At 73.3% G+C, this 18,143-nt stretch carries 14 protein-coding genes; 4 read left to right on the top strand and 10 right to left on the bottom strand.

Features of this window, described 5'->3' with window-relative positions; translation table 11 throughout:
• Positions 1 to 56: 56 nt before the first annotated feature.
• The 7 genes from murD to rsmH form a co-directional block, all read right to left on the bottom strand.
• Complete coding sequence (gene murD / locus AQJ11_RS19540) at positions 57 to 1,499, bottom strand: UDP-N-acetylmuramoyl-L-alanine--D-glutamate ligase (protein WP_203348890.1); 1,443 nt, start codon at positions 1,497 to 1,499, stop codon at positions 57 to 59.
• Positions 1,481 to 2,551: a phospho-N-acetylmuramoyl-pentapeptide-transferase gene (mraY, locus tag AQJ11_RS19535; protein WP_030347870.1), complete on the bottom strand. Its 1,071-nt coding sequence runs from the start codon at positions 2,549 to 2,551 to the stop codon at positions 1,481 to 1,483. The genes murD and mraY overlap by 19 nt, the downstream gene beginning before the upstream one ends.
• Positions 2,551 to 3,966, bottom strand: a complete 1,416-nt coding sequence (locus AQJ11_RS19530; RefSeq protein ID WP_014672172.1) for a UDP-N-acetylmuramoyl-tripeptide--D-alanyl-D-alanine ligase — start codon at positions 3,964 to 3,966, stop codon at positions 2,551 to 2,553. Before AQJ11_RS19530 ends, mraY begins: the two co-directional genes overlap by 1 nt.
• A gap of 28 nt (positions 3,967 to 3,994) precedes the next feature.
• Positions 3,995 to 5,650: a UDP-N-acetylmuramoyl-L-alanyl-D-glutamate--2,6-diaminopimelate ligase gene (locus AQJ11_RS19525; protein ID WP_167360866.1), complete on the bottom strand. Its 1,656-nt coding sequence runs from the start codon at positions 5,648 to 5,650 to the stop codon at positions 3,995 to 3,997.
• A gap of 31 nt (positions 5,651 to 5,681) precedes the next feature.
• Positions 5,682 to 7,646, bottom strand: coding sequence for a peptidoglycan D,D-transpeptidase FtsI family protein (locus AQJ11_RS19520; protein ID WP_279616950.1), 1,965 nt, complete (start codon positions 7,644 to 7,646; stop codon positions 5,682 to 5,684).
• Between the two features lie 310 nt (positions 7,647 to 7,956).
• A complete protein-coding gene (gene ftsL, locus AQJ11_RS19515; RefSeq protein ID WP_059263877.1) occupies positions 7,957 to 8,511 on the bottom strand; it encodes a cell division protein FtsL in 555 nt (184 codons plus the stop codon).
• Between the two features lie 67 nt (positions 8,512 to 8,578).
• Positions 8,579 to 9,535: a 16S rRNA (cytosine(1402)-N(4))-methyltransferase RsmH gene (gene rsmH / locus AQJ11_RS19510; protein WP_078611727.1), complete on the bottom strand. Its 957-nt coding sequence runs from the start codon at positions 9,533 to 9,535 to the stop codon at positions 8,579 to 8,581.
• A gap of 356 nt (positions 9,536 to 9,891) precedes the next feature.
• Between rsmH and AQJ11_RS19505 the strand changes: the two genes are divergently transcribed.
• From AQJ11_RS19505 to AQJ11_RS19490, 4 genes are all read left to right on the top strand, one after another.
• Positions 9,892 to 10,503, top strand: a complete 612-nt coding sequence (locus AQJ11_RS19505; RefSeq protein WP_398780424.1) for a beta-class carbonic anhydrase — start codon at positions 9,892 to 9,894, stop codon at positions 10,501 to 10,503.
• Between the two features lie 247 nt (positions 10,504 to 10,750).
• Positions 10,751 to 11,797, top strand: coding sequence for an AAA family ATPase (locus tag AQJ11_RS19500; protein WP_014672178.1), 1,047 nt, complete (start codon positions 10,751 to 10,753; stop codon positions 11,795 to 11,797).
• Positions 11,797 to 13,158 (top strand): DUF58 domain-containing protein, encoded by a 1,362-nt coding sequence (locus AQJ11_RS19495; RefSeq protein ID WP_058080220.1) that lies wholly within the window; start codon positions 11,797 to 11,799, stop codon positions 13,156 to 13,158. The genes AQJ11_RS19500 and AQJ11_RS19495 overlap by 1 nt, the downstream gene beginning before the upstream one ends.
• Positions 13,155 to 15,536 carry a transglutaminase TgpA family protein gene (locus AQJ11_RS19490; RefSeq protein WP_059263876.1) on the top strand — a complete coding sequence of 794 codons (2,382 nt, stop codon included), beginning with the start codon at positions 13,155 to 13,157 and terminating at the stop codon, positions 15,534 to 15,536. The genes AQJ11_RS19495 and AQJ11_RS19490 overlap by 4 nt, the downstream gene beginning before the upstream one ends.
• Positions 15,537 to 15,873: 337 nt before the next feature.
• Here AQJ11_RS19490 and AQJ11_RS19485 read toward each other — a convergent pair whose 3' ends face one another.
• The 3 genes from AQJ11_RS19485 to AQJ11_RS19475 form a co-directional block, all read right to left on the bottom strand.
• On the bottom strand, positions 15,874 to 16,257 hold the full coding sequence (locus AQJ11_RS19485; protein ID WP_059263875.1) for a DUF3040 domain-containing protein: 384 nt from the start codon (positions 16,255 to 16,257) through the stop codon (positions 15,874 to 15,876).
• A gap of 315 nt (positions 16,258 to 16,572) precedes the next feature.
• Positions 16,573 to 17,400, bottom strand: a complete 828-nt coding sequence (locus tag AQJ11_RS19480; protein ID WP_058080222.1) for a class I SAM-dependent methyltransferase — start codon at positions 17,398 to 17,400, stop codon at positions 16,573 to 16,575.
• A gap of 119 nt (positions 17,401 to 17,519) precedes the next feature.
• Positions 17,520 to 18,125 carry an SAV_6107 family HEPN domain-containing protein gene (locus AQJ11_RS19475; protein WP_059263874.1) on the bottom strand — a complete coding sequence of 202 codons (606 nt, stop codon included), beginning with the start codon at positions 18,123 to 18,125 and terminating at the stop codon, positions 17,520 to 17,522.
• Positions 18,126 to 18,143 lie beyond the last annotated feature (18 nt).

Below are 18,143 nucleotides of genomic sequence, written 5' to 3'. Positions count from 1 at the left end.
TGAACGTCGACCGTCCCACGCGTCCCTCCCAAGATCCGCCCGGCAGGCGGCCGGGGTCAGGCGCCGAGTTCGCGGACCGCCGCCGCGAACGCGTCACCGCGCTGGTTGTAGTTGGTGAACATGTCCATGGAGGCACAGGCCGGGGCCAGCAGCACCGTGTCGCCGGGCTGCGCCAGCCGCTTCGCTTCCGTCACCGCCTGGAGCATCGCCCCAGTGTCGGTCCGGTCGAGGTCGACCACGGGTACTTCCGGCGCGTGTCGCGCGAGGGCGTCCCGGATCAGGGCCCGGTCGGCACCGATCAGGACGGCACCGCGAAGCCGCTTCGCCGACCTGGCGACCAGCTCGTCGAAGGTCGCGCCCTTCGCCAGACCGCCCGCGATCCACACGATCGGTTCATAGGACGCCAACGATGCTTCCGCGGCGTGGGTATTGGTCGCCTTGGAGTCGTCCACGTACGCGACCCCGTCGATGTCGGCGACGTGCGCGATGCGGTGGGCGTCCGGGCGGAAGGCCCGCAGACCGTCCCGTACGGCGCTCGCGGGCACCCCGAAGGCGCGGGCGAGGGCGGCGGCGGCGAGGGCGTTGGCGATGTTGTGCGGCGCGGGCGGGTCGACGTCGGAGACCTCGGCCAGCTCCTGCGCGTTCTTCTGCCGGTTCTCCACGAAGGCCCGGTCGACCAGGATGCCGTCCACGACGCCGAGTTGGGAGGGGCCGGGCGTGCCGAGCGTGAACCCGACGGCGCGGCAGCCCTCTTCGACGTCGGCCTCGCGCACGAGGTCCTCGGTGGCCTTGTCGGCGACGTTGTAGACGCAGGCGACCTGGTTGCCCTCGTAGACGCGGCCCTTGTCGCGCGCGTACGCCTCCATGGAGCCGTGCCAGTCCAGGTGGTCCGGCGCGAGGTTGAGGACCACCGCGGAGTGCGCCCGCAGGGAGGGCGCCCAGTGGAGCTGGTAGCTGGACAGCTCCACGGCGAGGACGTCGTACGGTTCCTCGCCGAGGACCGCGTCCAGCAGGGAGACGCCGATGTTGCCCACGGCGGCCGTGCGCAGGCCCGCCGCCTTCAGGATGGAGGCGAGCATCTGGACGGTCGTGGTCTTGCCGTTGGTGCCCGTCACCGCCAGCCAGGGGGCCGCGTCCGGGCCGCGCAGCCGCCAGGCCAGCTCCACGTCGCCCCAGACCGGCACACCGGCCTTCCCGGCGGCGAGGAACAGCGGCTTGTCCGGCTTCCAGCCGGGCGCGGTGACGATCAGCTCGGTGCCTTCCGGCAGGGTCTCGCCGTCGCCGAGGCGCACGGTGATGCCGAGCGCCTCCAGCTCCGCGGCCTGTTCCCGCGCGCGTGCGTCGTCGCCGTCGTTGACGACGGTGACGATCGCCCCGCGCGCGTGCAGCACTTTCGCCGCCGGGACGCCGGAGACGCCGAGCCCGGCGACGGTGACGTGCTTGCCCTGGAAGTCGGAAGGCCCAGAAGGCACCGAGGAGGTCACTTGTCCGCTGCCCATCCCGCGTAGAAGAGGCCCAGTCCGACGATCACACAGATGCCCTGGATGATCCAGAATCGGACCACCACCAGGACCTCGGACCAGCCCTTGAGTTCGAAGTGGTGCTGGAGCGGTGCCATCCGGAAGACGCGCTTGCCGGTGAGCCGGAAGGAGCCGACCTGGATGACGACCGACATGGTGATGAGGACGAACAGGCCGCCCATGATGGCCACCAGCAGCTCCGTGCGGGAGAGGATGGCCAGGCCGGTGAGGACACCGCCGAGGGCGAGCGAGCCGGTGTCGCCCATGAAGATCTTCGCCGGCGAGGTGTTCCACCACAGGAAGCCGAGGCAGGCGCCCATCAGCGCGGAGGCGACGACCGCGAGGTCGAGCGGGTCGCGCACCTCGTAGCAGGCACCGGGGTTGGTCAGGGTGCCCGCGTTGGCGCAGGACTCCTGGAACTGCCAGACGCCGATGAAGGTGTAGGCGCCGAAGACGAGCACGGAGGCACCGGTGGCCAGGCCGTCCAGACCGTCGGTGAGGTTCACGCCGTTCGACATCGCGAGGATCATGAACAGCGCCCAGACGACGAACAGCACCGGGCCGATGGACCAGCCGAAGTCGGTGATGAACGACAGCTTGGTGGAGGCCGGGGTGTTGCCGCGGGCGTCGGAGAACTGGAGCGACAGCACGGCGAAGGCGATGCCGACGATCAGCTGGCCGGCCATCTTGGCCTTGGCCCGCAGGCCCAGCGAGCGCCGCTTGACGATCTTGATGTAGTCGTCGAGGAAGCCGACCAGGCCCATGCCGAACATCAGGCCGAGGACCAGCAGCCCGGAGTAGGTGGGCGGGTAACCGGTGATGAGCTTGCTCAGGAAGTACGCGGCGATCGTCGCCAGGATGAAGGCGATACCGCCCATGGTCGGCGTACCGCGCTTGCTGGCGTGCTCGCGCGGGCCGTCGTCACGGATGTACTGGCCGTAGCCCTTGCGGGCGAGGAGCTTGATCAGCAGCGGAGTGCCGACCAGCGTCAGGAAGAGGCCAATGACTCCTGAGAACAGGATCTGCTTCATCATCGGGCGGCAACCTCACCCTCGGCACCGGTCTCGACGAGCGCCTGGGCGACGCTCTCCAGACCCACCGAACGGGACGCCTTCACGAGCACGACGTCCCCCGGGCGCAACTCGCTGCGCAACAGGTCGATCGCCGCCTGTGCGTCGGACACGTGCACCGACTCCTCACCCCACGAACCCTCGTTATATGCGCCCAATTGCAGCCAGGAGGCCTCAATCCCCCCGACGGCGACGAGCTTGCTGACGTTGAGCCGGACGGCGAGCCGTCCGACGGCGTCGTGCTCGGCGAGCGCCTCGTCCCCCAGCTCGGCCATCTTGCCGAGCACCGCCCACGTGCGGCGCCCCTTGCCCATGGCCGCGAGCGCCCTGAGGGCGGCCCGCATGGACTCGGGGTTGGCGTTGTAGGCGTCGTTGACGATGGTCACGCCGTCCGGGCGCTCGGTGACCTCCATGCGCCAGCGGGAGAGGGAGCCCGCCTCCGAGAGCGCGGTGGCGATCTCTTCCGCGGACATGCCCAGCTCATGGGCGACGGCGGCCGCGGCGAGCGCGTTCGACACGTGGTGCTCACCGTACAGGCGCATCGTCAGATCACTTGCACCGGAGGGTGTGTGAAGCCTGAAGGAGGGCTGTCCGCTGTCCGTGAGTCGTACGTTCTCGGCCCGTACGTCCGCTTCGGCCGACTCTCCGAAAAGGACCACCTTCGCCTTGGTACGGGAGGCCATGGCCCGCACCAGCGGGTCGTCGGCGTTGAGGATCGCCACGCCGCCCTCCTCCGCCGGGGGGAGGGCCTCCACGAGTTCGCCCTTGGCCTGGGCGATCTGCTCACGTCCGCCGAACTCGCCGATGTGGGCGCTGCCGACGTTGAGCACCAGGCCGATCCTCGGCGGGGTGAGACCGGTGAGGTAGCGGATGTGCCCGATGCCCCGGGCGCCCATCTCCAGCACGAGGAACCGTGTCTCCTCGGTGGCGGACAGGGCGGTCAGCGGCAGCCCGATCTCGTTGTTGAGCGAGCCGGGCGTGAACACCGTCGGTGCCTTGCGCCGCAGCACCTGGGCGATGAGGTCCTTGGTGCTGGTCTTGCCGGCCGAGCCGGTCAGGGCGACGAGGGTCGCGCCGAGCCGGTGTACGACGTGCCGGGCGAGGGCGCCGAGGGCCGTCTGGACGTCCTCGACGACGATCGCGGGAACGCCGACCGGGCGGGAGGCCAGCACGGCGACCGCGCCGGCCTCGGTCACCGCCCGGGCGTAGTCGTGGCCGTCCACGCGCTCGCCGACGAAGGCGGCGAACAGGCTGCCGGGCACCACCTCGCGGGAGTCCCGGACGACCGGTCCCGTGACCTGCACGGACGGATCCGGTATGTCGTGCGTCTGCCCGCCGACGACAGCTGCGATCTCGGCGAGGGAGAGGGCGATCACAAGTTCATCCCCTGGGTCTTCTGGATTTTCATCCCTGGGTCTTCTGGATAGCTTCGCGAAGCACCTGGCGGTCGTCGAAGGGACGGACCACGCCGGCGATGTCCTGGCCCTGCTCGTGGCCCTTGCCCGCGACCAGCACGGTGTCGCCGGCCTGGGCGCGGCCCACGGCGGCGGCCACGGCGGCGGCCCGGTCCTCGAAGAGGAGGACCTCGCCACGCTCGTGCGCGGGCACGGAGGCCGCGCCCTGGAGCATGGTCGCGAGGATCGCGAGGGGATCCTCGGAGCGGGGGTTGTCGGAGGTCAGTACGGCCGTGTCGGCGAGCCGGGCCACGGCGGCGCCCATCGGGGCGCGCTTGGTCTGGTCGCGGTCGCCGCCGCAGCCGAGGACGACGTGCAGCCGCCCCTTGGTGACCTTGCGCAGCGCCTTGAGCACCGACTCGACGGCGTCGGTCTTGTGGGCGTAGTCGACCACCGCCAGGTAGGGCTGCCCGGCGTCGACGCGCTCCAGGCGGCCCGGGACGCCCGGGACGGCGGCGATGCCGTCGGCGGCGGTCTGCGGGTCCAGGCCGGCCGCGGCGAGGGCGACGATGGCGGCGAGGGTGTTCGCCACGTTGAAGGGGCCCGGCAGCGGCGACTTGGCGTGCACGCGCTCGCCGTTCGGACCCAGCACGGTGAACGTCGAGTCCATGGGGCCGACCTGGACGTCCTGGGCGCGCCAGTCGGCGTCCGGGTGGCCCTCGGCGGAGAAGGTGACGACCGGCACGGTCGCCTCCTTCGCGAGCCGGCGGCCGTACTCGTCGTCCGCGTTGACCACGCCGAACGCGCTGCGTTCCGGCGTGAACAGCCGTGCCTTGGCCCGGAAGTAGTCCTCCATGTCGGAGTGGAACTCCATGTGTTCCGGGCTGAGGTTGGTGAAGACGGCGACGTCGAAGACGCAGCCGTCGACCCGGCCGAGGACCAGGGCGTGGCTGGAGACCTCCATGGCGACCGCCTCGACGCCCCCTTCGCGCATGACGGCGAACAGGGCCTGGAGGTCGGTGGCTTCGGGCGTGGTGCGCTCGGACTTGATGCGCTCGTCGCCGATGCGGATCTCGACGGTGCCGATGAGGCCGGTCGACCGGACGGTCTTCAGGCCGCCTTCCACCAGGTAGGCGGTGGTGGTCTTGCCGGAGGTGCCGGTGATGCCGATCTGGAGCAGGTCGCGGCCCGGGTGGCGGTAGATCGTGGCCGCGAGCTCTCCCATCCGCCCGCGCGGGTCCTCGACCACCAGGACGGGCAGCCCGGACGCGGCGGCGCGCTCGGCGCCCGTGGGATCGGTGAGCACGGCGACGGCGCCCAGGCTCGCGGCCTGGGTGACGAAGTCGGCGCCGTGCAGCCGGGCGCCCGGGAGGGCGGCGTACAGGTCACCGGGGCGGACCGCGCGCGAGTCGTGGGTGATCCCCGTGACCTCGGCGACGGCTTCCGGCGCGGTGACACCCAGCTGGCCGGCGAGCTCCGCGAGGGGTGTGGCGGGGAGCGTCGTCGGCCGGGGCAGTCCCGGATAGGTCACGGGTTGGCCCTTCTGGGTGATGGGGGACTGATCAGCGTGTGGCACGGCGGTGAGCGTACCGGGCGCACCCGCTCCGGAGCGAAGTGAGGGCCTGTGGCCGCCTTGGTTCCCGGGGTCCGGGGTGATCGTTGTCACGAGCTGGTTCCTGGTGTTTCCGAGGTGCTGATCAGGGCTTGTAGTCGACGGGCAGGTTGGCGGCCTTCGCGCCGGTCGGCGGGACCTGGAGGGTCTTCAGGGCGAACTCCATCACCTGCTTGTAGATGGGGGCGCAGATCTGGCCGCCGAAGTAGCTGCCCGAGGTGGCGTTCTGGATGGCGCAGTAGACGGTGATCCGCGGGTTGTCGGCGGGGGCGAAGCCGGCGAAGGACGACGTGTAGCCGCGGTAGCGGCCGGTGACCGGATCCACACGGTTGGCCGTGCCGGTCTTGCCCGCGACCCGGTACCCGGGGATGCGGGCCTTGATGCCGGTGCCCTGCCCGTCGTCGACGACGGACTCCAGCATCTGCGCGAGGCTCTTGGCGGTCTTCTCGCTGACGACCCGTGTCTGCTCGGGCTTCGGAGCGGGGGTGAAGCTGCCGTCGGCGCCCTTGGTGCCGCGCACCAGGGTCGGCTGGACGCGGACGCCGCCGTTGGCGATGGTCGAGTAGACGGAGGCGGCCTGCATCGCGTTGATGGAGAAGCCCTGGCCGAAAGGGATCGTGTACTGCTGAGAGGTGGACCACTTCTGCGGCGGCGCGAGGATGCCGGCGGTCTCGCCGGGGAAGCCGAGGCCGGTGGGGCTGCCGATGCCGAACTTGCGCAGGTAGGAGTAGAGGACCTTGTTGGCTTCGGGCTGGGTCTTGCCGAGTTCGCCGGTGGCCAGGATGGTGCCGATGTTGCTGGACTTGGCGAGCACGCCGTTGAGGGTCAGGTGCCAGGTGGCGTGGTCGATGTCGTCCTGGAAGAGCCGGTCGCCGCGGTGCAGCCGGTTGGGTACGACGACATGGGTGAGCGGGGTCGCGACGTTCCGCTCCAGCACGGCCGCCATCGACATCACCTTCGCCGTGGAACCGGGCTCGTAGGCGTCCTGGACGGCCGCGTTGCCCATGGCGTCGCCGTCGGCCTTCGACAGGTCGTTGGGGTCGAAGCCGGGCGAGTTGGCCATGGCGAGGATCTGGCCGGTGCGGGTGTCCTGGACGATGACGTAGCCCCGGTCCGCCTTGGACTTCCTCACCTGTTCGCTGATCGCGTCCTGCGCGGCCCACTGGATGTCGCGGTCGATGGTCAGCTCGACGTCGGAGCCGGGCACGGCGGGGGTCTCCGTGGACCCGGCCGTCGGCACCTGGCGTCCGCCGGCCTGGGCGTAGCGGACCTTGCCGTCCTTCCCGGACAGCTGCTTGTCCAGCTCCTGCTCGATGCCGCCGCCGCCCTGGCCGTCGGCGTTGACCCAGCCCAGTATCCCGGCGGCCAGGTCGCCGTTGGGGTACACGCGCTGGCTGCTGGGGTCCGCGAAGACACCGGCCAGCACGTTGACGGTGGTGTGGTCCGTCTCCGACTTGTTCGTGAGCGCGGTCTTCAGGTCCTTGATCTGCTTCCAGACCTGCGGGGTCTGCCGGGCGGCGAGCCGGGTGTAGCGGGAGTTCTTGTTCGCGGGGCGCAGTTTCCGCACGAGCGCGGCTTGGTCCTGGCCGAGGATCGGGGCGAGCAGCGCGGCGGCCTTCTCCGGGCCGTCGGAGATCTTCAGCTGCGCGCGGCCGAACATCGTCGGGTCGGCCGTGATGTCGTACGCGTCCTCGCTGACGGCGAGGGCGACGCCGTTGCGGTCGGTGATCTCGCCGCGCTCGGCGGCCAGCGTGTGCACCACGTACCGGTTCTGCTCGGCCCGCGCCGTGTAGGAGCTCGCGTCGACGGCCTGGACCTGGAGCAGCCGCACCACGAAGGCGAGCAGCACCAGGGTCAGGGCGAGGCTGACCAGGCGCAGCCGGGGCCGGGGGCTGCCGAGCCGGAGGGGGCGCGACACCGGGGGCCGGGCCCCGCCGGAGCGGCGGACCGGCCGGGCGCCAGGCCCGGGCTGCCGCCGGACGGCACCCCGCGGCCGGGGAGGCTTGGCGGGCCCGGGCACACGGCGGCGCGGCGGTTCCCTGTCGGACACTTCCGTCACCTGCCGGGGGTCGGGGTAGGGGTGGGCTGGGGGATCGCGAACGGCGTCATCGCACCTGCCGGGGCCGGCGTCCGGGCCGCTCGCCGCCGGACGGCCTGACAGCGCCGCCGCGCGCGCGGGAGCGGCCGCGCCTGACACCCGGACGAGCCGCCGCCACCGGAGCGCGACGCGTTCCGGGCCGGCCGGCACCGGGTGGCGCACGGCGGCCGGCGCGGGGAGCGGTGTCCGCCCGGCGCCGGCGGGCCGGAGTACGCGGGCCCGGCTACGCGGTGGCGCGGCGGTTCCCTGTCGGACACTTCCGTCACCTGCCGGGGGTCGGGGCGGGGATGGGCTGGAGGGTGGCGGGCGGCGCGGGGGGCGCGGCTGCCGGGTCGCCCGGGGACCGGGGCGGCGCGGTGGGGGCCGGGGCGACGGGCGGGGCCGTGGAGAGGGGGGCGCCGGCCGGGGTGAGGGGGCCGGTGCCGGCCGGGGCCATGAGGGCGGCGGGCTCGGGGGCGGCGACGCCGGGGACGCCCTTGACGGTGCCGTCGGGGCCGAGGAAGGCCGGGTCGCCGCCGGGGACCATGCCGAGTTCGCGGGCGCGGCGCTGCAAGGCGTCCGGGGACGAGTAGGCGTCGATGTCCCGCTGGAGGGCCTGCTCCTCGTCGGTGAGGTTCTTCGTCCGCTTCTCCAGGTCGGCGAGTTCGAACGACCCCTCGCTGAGCGCGGAGTTCAGCACCAGCAGGCCGATGAGGCCGCCGCCGAGGAGCAGGACGACGAGCAGGACGAACGGGGTGCGGGCCGCCTGGGCGCGGCCGGCCGGGAGGAGCCGGGCCAGCCGGGCGGCCCTCCCCTTCAGCTCGGGTTTCCTGCTCACTGCTCCCCCGGTGCGTGCGGGACACCGCTCCCCCGCTGCGCGGGGGAACCCTTCCGACCCGTCTCGCTCACTCGACGTCCTCCCGGATGCGCTCGGCACCCCGCAGTCTGGCCGGTGCGGCCCGGCGGTTCTCGGCGATCTCTTCCTCGGTGGGAAGTTCGGCACCACGGGTGAGCAGCTTGAGCCGCGGCTGGTACCGCTCGGGCACGACGGGCAGCCCGGGCGGCGCGGTGGTGGCGGCCCCGGCCGCGAACACCTGCTTGACGAGCCGGTCTTCGAGCGAGTGGTACGACAGCACGGCGACGCGCCCGCCGACGTCCAGGGCCTTCACGGCGGCCGGGATGGCCCGCTCCAGGACCGACAGTTCGCCGTTGACCTCGATGCGCAGCGCCTGGAAGGTCCGCTTGGCCGGGTTGCCGCCGGTGCGCTTGGCGGCCTGCGGCAGCGCGTCCCGGATGAGTTCCACGAGCCGCGCGCTGGTGCCGAACGGCTCCTTCTCGCGCTCCCGGACGATCGCGGCGACGATCCGCTTGGCCTGCTTCTCCTCGCCGTACGCCCGCAGGATCCGCACGAGTTCGCCGGCCGGGTAGGTGTTGAGGACCTCGGCGGCGCTGATCCCGGTCGTCTGGTCCATGCGCATGTCCAGGGGCGCGTCCTGCGCGTAGGCGAAGCCGCGGCCGGCCTCGTCCAGCTGCATGGAGGAGACGCCGAGGTCGAACAGCACGCCCTGCACGCGCGCGATGCCGAGCCGGTCCAGCACCTCGGGCAGCTCGTCGTACACGGCGTGCACGAGGGTGGCGCGGTCCCCGTAGGGGGCCAGCCGCTCGCCGGACAGCCGCAGCGCCTCCTTGTCCCGGTCGAGGCCGATCAGCCGCGCCTCGGGGAACCGGCCGAGCAGCGCCTCGCTGTGCCCGCCGAGGCCGAGGGTGCAGTCGACGACCACCGCGCCCGGCCGCTCCAGGGCGGGCGCCAGCAGATCCAGGCACCGCTGGAGCATCACCGGGACGTGTCGACTCTGGCTCAAGGGGGCCTCTCAGGATCCGGCGCAGGATACGCACCGCCGCGGGTCCCCGCCAGCTCGTGAAGGGGCGGCCTGCCGGCGCCGGAAGCGTCAGCCGACCGGGAGCGGGAGGAGGCCGAGCCGTACGTACGCGCCGCGCGCGTGGGGAGACGGTCCGGGCGCATGCCGGGGTCTCCGGGGGTTTCACCAGCAGGAAGAGCCACGCCTCCCGCTTCGCGCCACTTTAGTCCACCCTGTCTCGCGGTCAATCAACCGGCCTGCGCGTCGCGCACCGCGCGCGGACCGGTGCGGTCATTCGAACGGATTCATCCGTCCGGTCGGGTATGCCCTCCATGTGGGTTGGCTCACAACACGCCACGATGACGATTTTCACCCCCTCTCACAGCACGCCGGAACCTCGTGTGACCAGTAACGTCGTCAGTATGACGACTTCCGCAGCAGTGCCCACTGGATCCGAAGGCGCCATAACAGCCGGCGACACCGTGACCGACCGCCTCGTGGAGGCCAACCGGCGGTACGCCGAGGCGTTCACGGACCCCGGTATGGACGCCAGCCCCGTTCTCCACGTCGCCGTCGTCGCGTGCATGGACGCCCGCCTCGACCTGCACCAGGCCCTCGGCCTCCAGCTCGGCGACTGCCACACGATCCGCAACGCGGGCGGTGTGGTCACCGACGACGTCATCCGGTCGCTGACCATCAGCCAGCGCAAGCTCGGCACCCGCAGCATCGTGCTCATCCACCACACCGGCTGCGGCCTGGAGGCCCTCACCGAGGACTTCCGCACCGAACTGGAGATGGAGATCGGGCAGCGCCCGTCCTGGGCGGTGGAGTCCTTCCGCGACGTGGACCAGGACGTGCGCCAGTCCATGCAGCGGGTGCGCACCTCGCCGTTCCTGCTGCACACCGACGACGTCCGCGGCTTCGTCTTCGACGTGCGCACCGGACTGCTGCGCGAGGTCGACCCGGCCTGACCCGGGGCGCCGGCCCACCGCCCCGGTACGCGCCCCGCCGTCCCGTATCGAAAATGCGGTCGAAATGTCGTAAGACCGGCATCGTGCGGGCAGTTGTCCACAGGCGAGTGACACGAATCGGTAACGGCAGCAAGAATGCGGGGGTGTGACGTCACGCGGAACTCTTCCCGCGTGGTGTCCGTGTTTCGGGGTGGGCCGGTTTCGCACGAGAGCGTCGGCCCGGAATGAACGGGCCGAGGAGGGCCGGGTGACGACCTATGACGATCGAGCGAACCTCAATGATCTGACCGCCACGGTGGAGCGGGTGCGCGGTTCGGTGGAGGGCGTGATCGAGGGCAAGCCCGAGGTCGTACGACTCGCGCTGACCGTGCTGCTCGCGGAGGGCCACCTGCTGATCGAGGACGTCCCCGGGGTGGGCAAGACCATGCTCGCCAAGGCGCTGGCGCGGTCCATCGACTGCTCGGTGCGGCGCATCCAGTTCACACCGGACCTGCTGCCCTCGGACATCACGGGCGTGTCCATCTGGGACCAGCAGCGCCGCGACTTCGAGTTCAAGCCCGGCGCCATCTTCGCGCAGATCGTGATCGGCGACGAGATCAACCGCGCCTCGCCCAAGACCCAGTCCGCGCTGCTGGAGTCGATGGAGGAGCGGCAGGTCACCATCGACGGGCAGACGTACGAACTGCCCAGCCCCTTCATGGTGGTGGCCACCCAGAACCCGGTCGAGATGGAGGGCACCTACCCGCTGCCCGAGGCCCAGCGCGACCGCTTCATGGCCCGCGTCTCCGTCGGCTACCCGAGCGTGGAGGCCGAGCTCCGGATGCTCGACGTCCACGGCGGGGTCAGCCCGCTGGAGGACCTCCAGCCGGTGGCGCACGCGCACGAGATCGTGAAACTGGTCGAGGCGGTGCGCGGGGTGCACGTCGCCGAGCCGGTCCGGCGCTACGCGGTCGAACTGGTCGCCGCCACCCGTACCCACCCCGACCTCAGACTCGGTGCCTCCCCGCGCGCGACGCTGCACCTGCTGCGCGCGGCCAAGGCGTCCGCGGCCCTCGCCGGCCGGGAGTACGCGCTGCCGGACGACGTCCAGGCGCTCGCCGTCGCCGTCCTCGCCCACCGTCTGCTGCCCACCGCGCAGGCCCAGCTGAACCGCCGCACGGCCGAGCAGGTGGTGCTGGAGATCCTCCAGCACACCCCGGTGCCCACCGCCCAGGCCCCGGCCCCGCAGAACGGCTTCGGCGGTCTGGGCCGCAACGTCCCGGCCTATCCCCAGCAGCCCCCGCGGAGTCTGTGATGAGTTCCTGGGGGGCCGGGCCGGCGGAGGCCGACCGCGGGGAGGCGGGCGGCGTCCGTACGGCCCTGGCGGGGCTCACCACCCGGGGCCGCTCCTTCCTCGCGGCCGGGATCGCCGCCGCGATCTGCTCGTTCGTGCTGGGCCTGAGCGAGCTGCTGCGGGTCGGCCTGCTGCTCGCCGTGCTGCCCCTGATCTGCGCGGCCGTGCTGTACCGCACGCGCTACCGGGTGGCCGCGAGCCGCCGCCTCGCCCCCGCGCGCGTCCCCGCGGGCAGCGAGGCGCGGGTGCACCTGCGCATGGACAACGTCTCCCGGCTGCCCACCGGCCTGCTGATGCTCCAGGACCGGGTGCCGTACGTCCTCGGGCCCCGGCCCCGCTTCGTGCTGGACCGGGTCGAGCCGGGCGGTCGCCGCGAGGTGTCCTACCGGGTCCGCTCCGACCTGCGGGGCCGCTATCCGCTCGGCCCCCTCCAGCTGCGGCTCACCGACCCCTTCGGCATGTGCGAGCTGACCCGCTCCTTCTCGACGCACGACACCCTGACGGTCATCCCGCGCGTGGAGCCGCTCTCCCCGGTCCGCTTCGGCGGCGAGGCCAAGGGGTACGGCGACGGACGCCAGCGCTCGCTGGCCCTCGCCGGCGAGGACGACGTCATCCCGCGCGGCTACCGCTACGGCGACGACCTACGCCGGGTGCACTGGCGGTCCACCGCCCGCTACGGCGAGCTGATGGTGCGCCGCGAGGAGCAGCCCCGGCGCTCCCGGTGCACCGTGCTCCTGGACACCCGCGGCGGCGCCTACGAGGGCGCGGGCCCGGACTCGGCCTTCGAGTGGGCCGTCTCCGGTGCCGCCTCCGTGCTGGTGCACATGCTGGAGCGCGGCTTCTCGGTACGGCTGCTGACCGACAGCGGCAGCGCGGTGCCCGGCGAGGGCGCCGACGGGTTCGCGGGCACCGGCCAGGAGACCGCGGACGCCGCCGGGCTGATGATGGACACCCTGGCGGTGATCGACCACTCCGACGGCACCGGGCTGTCCCGTGCGTACGACGTGCTGCGCGGCGGCAACGAGGGGCTGCTGATCGCCTTCCTCGGCGACCTGGACGAGGAGCAGGCCGCGACGGTCGCCAAGATGAGCCGGCGCAGCGGCGGCGCCGTCGCCTTCGTGCTGGACCCCGACACCTGGACCCGGGAGGCGACCGACGTGCCCCGGCCGGGCGGCCGGCACGAGGAGCGGCTGCGGATGCTGCGCGAGGCGGGCTGGACGGCGCTGAGCGTGCCGCGCGGGGCCTCGCCGGACGAACTGTGGCGGCAGGCGGACCGGGAACGCTCCGGGCTGACCGCCGTGACCGGGGAGGCGCGCGGATGAGCGGGCGGGCACGACTGGCACTGTGCGCGGCGGCGGCCACCCTGATGGCGTCCTGCGCGCTGCTGCCGCTGGTCACCGAGCCGACCTGGCTGCTGCAACTGGTCCCGCTGGTGGCCATCCAGACCGGGGTGGGAGCGGCGGCCCGGCGGGTGCCGCTGGGCCGGACGCTGACGGTGGCGGCGCAGGCGCTGGTCACCCTGATGCTGCTGACCCTGGTCTTCGCCCGGGGGCACGCGCTCATCGGGCTGATCCCCGGCCCGGACACCTTCCGGTACTTCGCCGACCTGCTCCAGCAGGGCACGGACGACGTCAGCCGGTACGCGACACCGGCACCGCTCACCGACGGCATCAAGCTGATGCTGATCGGCGGCGCGCTGCTGATCGGCCTGCTGGTGGACACGCTCGCGGTGACCTTCCGCAGCGCGGCCCCGGCCGGTCTGCCGCTGCTCGCGCTGTACTCGGTGGCCGCGGGCCTGTCCGGCGGCGGCGCGGACTGGCTGTGGTTCCTGGTGGCGGCGGCCGGCTATCTGATGCTGCTGCTCGCGGAGGGCCGGGACCGGCTCGCCCAGTGGGGCCGGGTCTTCGGCGGCGCGCCGCGCACCCCGGGCGGCCCGGAGGGCGCCGTGGCGCCGGTGCGCACCGGACGCCGGATCGGCGCGGTCGCGCTCGGCGTGGCCCTGGTGGCGCCGCTCGCCCTGCCCACGATCAACGGCGGCCTGCTGGACGCCGCGGGCACCGGCGTGGGGGTGGGAGGCGGCAACGGGGGCACGATCTCGGCGGTCAACCCGCTGGTGTCCCTGCGCGACAACCTGAACACGAACGACGACCGCCAGGTGCTGACGCTGCGGACGGACTCGAACGACATCTCCGACCTGTACCTGCGCATCGTCTCCCTGGACGACTTCGACGGCACCACCTGGAAGCCGGCGCAGCGGCACATCGTCGGCGTGCCGGACAAGCTCCCCACCCCCATTGGCCTGGGCTCGGACATCGAGCGCGGCAAGGTGAAGACGACCGTCACGGCGGCGGACTGGTACGCGCAGGACTGGCTGCCGATGCCCTACCCGCCGAGCGATGTGAAGGTCAGCGGCCGGTGGCGGTACGAGCCCGTCGGGATGACCCTCGTCGGCGACCGCGGCCAGACCACGCGCGGCCAGACCTACCAGGTGACCAGCCTGGACGTGCGGCCGACGGCGCAGCAGCTCGCCGCCGCGCCGCAGCCGCCGGCCGCCCTGAGGCGCGAGTACACCAAGGTGCCGTCCGCGCTGCCGAAGGTGGTGGCCCGCACCGCGCAGGAGATCACGGCGGGCGCGAGCAGTCACTACGAGGAAGCCGTGAGGCTCCAGGACTGGTTCGCGGTCAACGGGGGCTTCCAGTACGACACCTCGGTGGAGGTGGGCCGCGGCCCCGGCGCCATAGCCAATTTCCTGAAGAAGAAGCAGGGCTTCTGCGTCCACTTCTCCTTCGCGATGGCCGCGATGGCCCGCACCCTCGGCATCCCGGCCCGGGTCGCGGTGGGCTTCGCGCCCGGCACCCCGCAGGCCGACGGCACGGTCGCGGTGAACCAGAAGGACGCGCACGCGTGGCCCGAGCTGTACTTCGAGGGGGTGGGCTGGACCCGCTTCGAGCCGACCCCCACCCGGGGCACCACGCCGTCGTACACCCAGTCGGACACGCCCGGCAGCTCGCTGCCGGAGGAGGCGCTGCCGTCCAAGGGCGCGTCCTCGGCGCCCTCGGCGGCGGCCTCGCCGAGCGAGAGCTGCGCCGGTGAGCTGCGCAGGCTCCAGGCCTGCGGCAGCCCGTCCGCGGCGGCGGTCCCGCACCACGAGGACGGCGGCGCCGGCTGGTGGTGGTGGCCGCTGACCGGGCTGGGCGCGCTGCTGGTCCTGGCGGTTCCGCTGTCGCCGCTGCTGTGGCGGGAGCGGTTGCGCGGGCGCCGGCTGGGCGGGCACGCCCGGACGGCGGGGGGCTCGGCGGCGCACACCCTGGCGGCGTGGCAGGAGCTGACCGACAGCGCCTGGGACCACGGCATCGCGCCGGACGAGTCGCTGACCGCGCGCAAGGCCGCCGACCGGATCGTCCGGCTCGGCCATCTCGATCCGGCGACCGGGGCCGCCGTGCACCGGGTGGCGGACGCCGTGGAGCAGGTGCTGTACGCGCCCGCCCCGCGCCCGGCGGCGGGGACGGCGCAGGACGTGCGCCGGGTGATCGAGGGGCTGCGGTCCACGGTGAGCACCGGGACGCGGCTGCGGGCGCGGTTCCTGCCCCGCTCCTCGGTCCGGGTGCTGTGGGCGGTGTCGGCCCGCTGGTCGGCCCTGCGCACCCGGATCGCGGCGGCCCGCCCGACCCTGCGCCGGCCGTCCGGGCAGCGGGGCTGAACGCGGGCGGCGCGGGCTTTCCGGGCAGCGGGGCTGAACGCGGGCAGCGCGGGCTTTCCGGGCAGCATGGACGACGCGGGGGGGCAGGGGCGGCGCGAGCGGTGCGGGGCTGTACGCACGCGGGGCCGATGCTCCCAGCGCGGCCGACCGGGCGCGGCGCGGGCGGAATGGCTCGGCGGCGGCGCGCCTCTCCCTGAGACACGCGTCCCAGTGCGGCTGAGCGGCAGCGTGCCGAGCACCGTGAGGCAGGGCTGAGCACGTGTGAGGGGCGGCCACCGGCTGGTGGCCGCCCCTCACGTATGTCTGCGTGTCCGGCGCCGTGGGAGGCGCGGCGCGGTCAGTGACCCTGTTCGTCCCGGCGGCGCTGCCAGCGCTGCTCGATCCGGTCCATCATGGAGCGCTTCGGCCGCACCTGGCGGCGCGCGGCGCCCTGGGGCTGCTCACCCGGCTTCGGTGCCTTGCGCCAGCCGGTGACGGCGAGCACGGCACAGCCCAGCATGACGAGGAAACCCACCACGCTGACCCAGATCAGCTGCGCGACCATTCCGGCCATGAGGAGCGCGATACCCGCGAGGAAGCCTGCGACCGCCTGGTAGACCCGCCGCCGGGTGTACGTCCGCAGTCCGTTTCCCTCAAGCGCCGACGCGAACTTGGGGTCTTCGGCGTACAGCGCTCGCTCCATCTGCTCAAGCATTCGCTGCTCGTGCTCAGAGAGCGGCACGGAGTCCTCCTCATCGTGCAGTCGCCGGGGGCGACCGGGGGGGTCCCTTCAGGATAGGCAGGGAATCGCCCCCGTGAAACCCGCCCCTCTACGCCAATTGGCCAACCGGAGCCCGTCATGGCCGTCCGACTCGCTGAGGCTTCCATTCCCCGGCGGCCGACCCGTCATGCCGGACGGTGTACCTCGATCATACGGCGCAAACCCCTCGATCGGGGGGCTTGTGGCGTACTCCATCCGCGCCCGAGGCGCTGATCAGCGGCTCGTCCCGCCTGTGCGCCCCGGCCCCGGTGATGCGCTCCCGTGCCGGTCGCGATCTCAGGCCTCGCGGGCGCCGGTGGTCTCACCGAGCACATGGAGCTGGGTGGCGACGGAGTGGAACGCGGGCAGCTCGGCCGCCGCGGCCTCCAGCTTCAACAGCGCGTCGAGGGCGCCGGGCTCGGTGTCCACCAGGACGCCGGGCACCAAGTCGGCGAAGACGCGTACACCGTGCACCGCGCCGACCCGCAGACCGGCGCCCTCGACCAGCGCGGTGAGCTGCTCGGCGGTGAAGCGACGGGGCACGGGGTCGCCGGTGCCCCAGCGGCCGTCGGGGTCCTGGAGCGCCTGCCGGGCCTCGGTGAAGTGCCCGGCCAGGGCGCGGGCGAGCACGGCACCGCCGAGGCCGGCCGCGAGCAGGCTGAGGACGCCCTCGGGGCGCAGCGCGGCGACCGCGTTGCGGATGCCCTCGGCCGGGTCGTCCACGTACTCCAGGACGCCGTGGCACAGGACGGCGTCGTAGCCGCCGCGCTCGACCACGTCGAACAGACCGTGCACGTCGCCCTGGACGCCCTTGACCCGGTCGGCGACACCGGCCTCGGCGGCGCGGCGCTCCAGCGCGAACAGCGCGTTGGGGCTGGGGTCGACCACGGTGACGCGGTGGCCGAGGCGGGCGAGGGGCACGGCGAACCTGCCGCTGCCGCCTCCGGTGTCCAGGACGTCCAGCGCATCCCGGCCCGCGCCCTTGACCCGGCGGTCCAGGGCGTCCTGGAGGACCTCCCAGACCACGGCCGTACGGAGGGAGGCGCGAGGACGGGAGGGGTCGGAGCGCGGCGACGTCGCCTGGGGGTGGTGGTGGGAGACGGGCGGGCGCATCGGGTCCGACACGGCAGTTGACTCCTCGGCGGGGCGGGACTTCAGGCGATGTCCACCCTATTGCCTCCACGCCGTGCCTGGTCACCGCGACGGCGCCGCCCCGTGCGCCTCCCCGGCGGGGCGCCCCGCGGTCAGCCCGCGTCCGGCAGATCACCTCCCGGACCGGCCCTCCCGCTCGGACCGTCCCCGCCGGTGCCGGTGCCGTCGGCGGCGGTGTCGCCGGCGGGGTCCTGGCGGGGCTGGGGCAGGACCGGCTGGAGGACCAGCATCCGCTCCACGATGCGGAGGAACATCTCCACGTCGCGTATCAGGTCGTCGGCGTCCCGCTGTCCGGCCGCTCCCTGGATGCCCGCCTCGGCGCGGGCGCGGCGGGCGGCGCCGGAGGCGAACAGCGCGCTCCACTCGGTCAGCTCCGGGGCGATCTCGGGCAGCACCTCCCAGGCGCTGCGGATCCGGGCCCGGCGGCGCGGGGAGGTCTCGGGCCGGCCCCGGGCGGCGAGCACGGCGGCGGCGGTCCGCAGGGCGGCGAGGTGGGCCGTCGCATAGCGTTCGTTCGGGGTGTCCAGGACGGTGGCCTCCTCCAGTCCGGCACGGGCCTGGGCGAGCAGGTCGAGGGCGGCGGGCGGGGCCGTGGCCCGGCGGAGCACGGGGTGCACGTCGCTCGCCGGGCCGGTCAGTGAGGGGGCAGGGCCGGTGGCGCGGCGCCGGCGTGCGGCGGCTGCGGACGAGTGGGCCATGACGAACCTCCTGTCGTC

Origin of the sequence: Streptomyces corchorusii (assembly GCF_001514055.1) — a bacterium.
Taxonomy (GTDB): Bacteria; Actinomycetota; Actinomycetes; order Streptomycetales; family Streptomycetaceae; genus Streptomyces; species Streptomyces olivaceoviridis.
The sequence above is the reverse complement of the archived record's forward strand: the minus strand, read 5'-3'. Positions and strand labels throughout refer to the sequence as shown.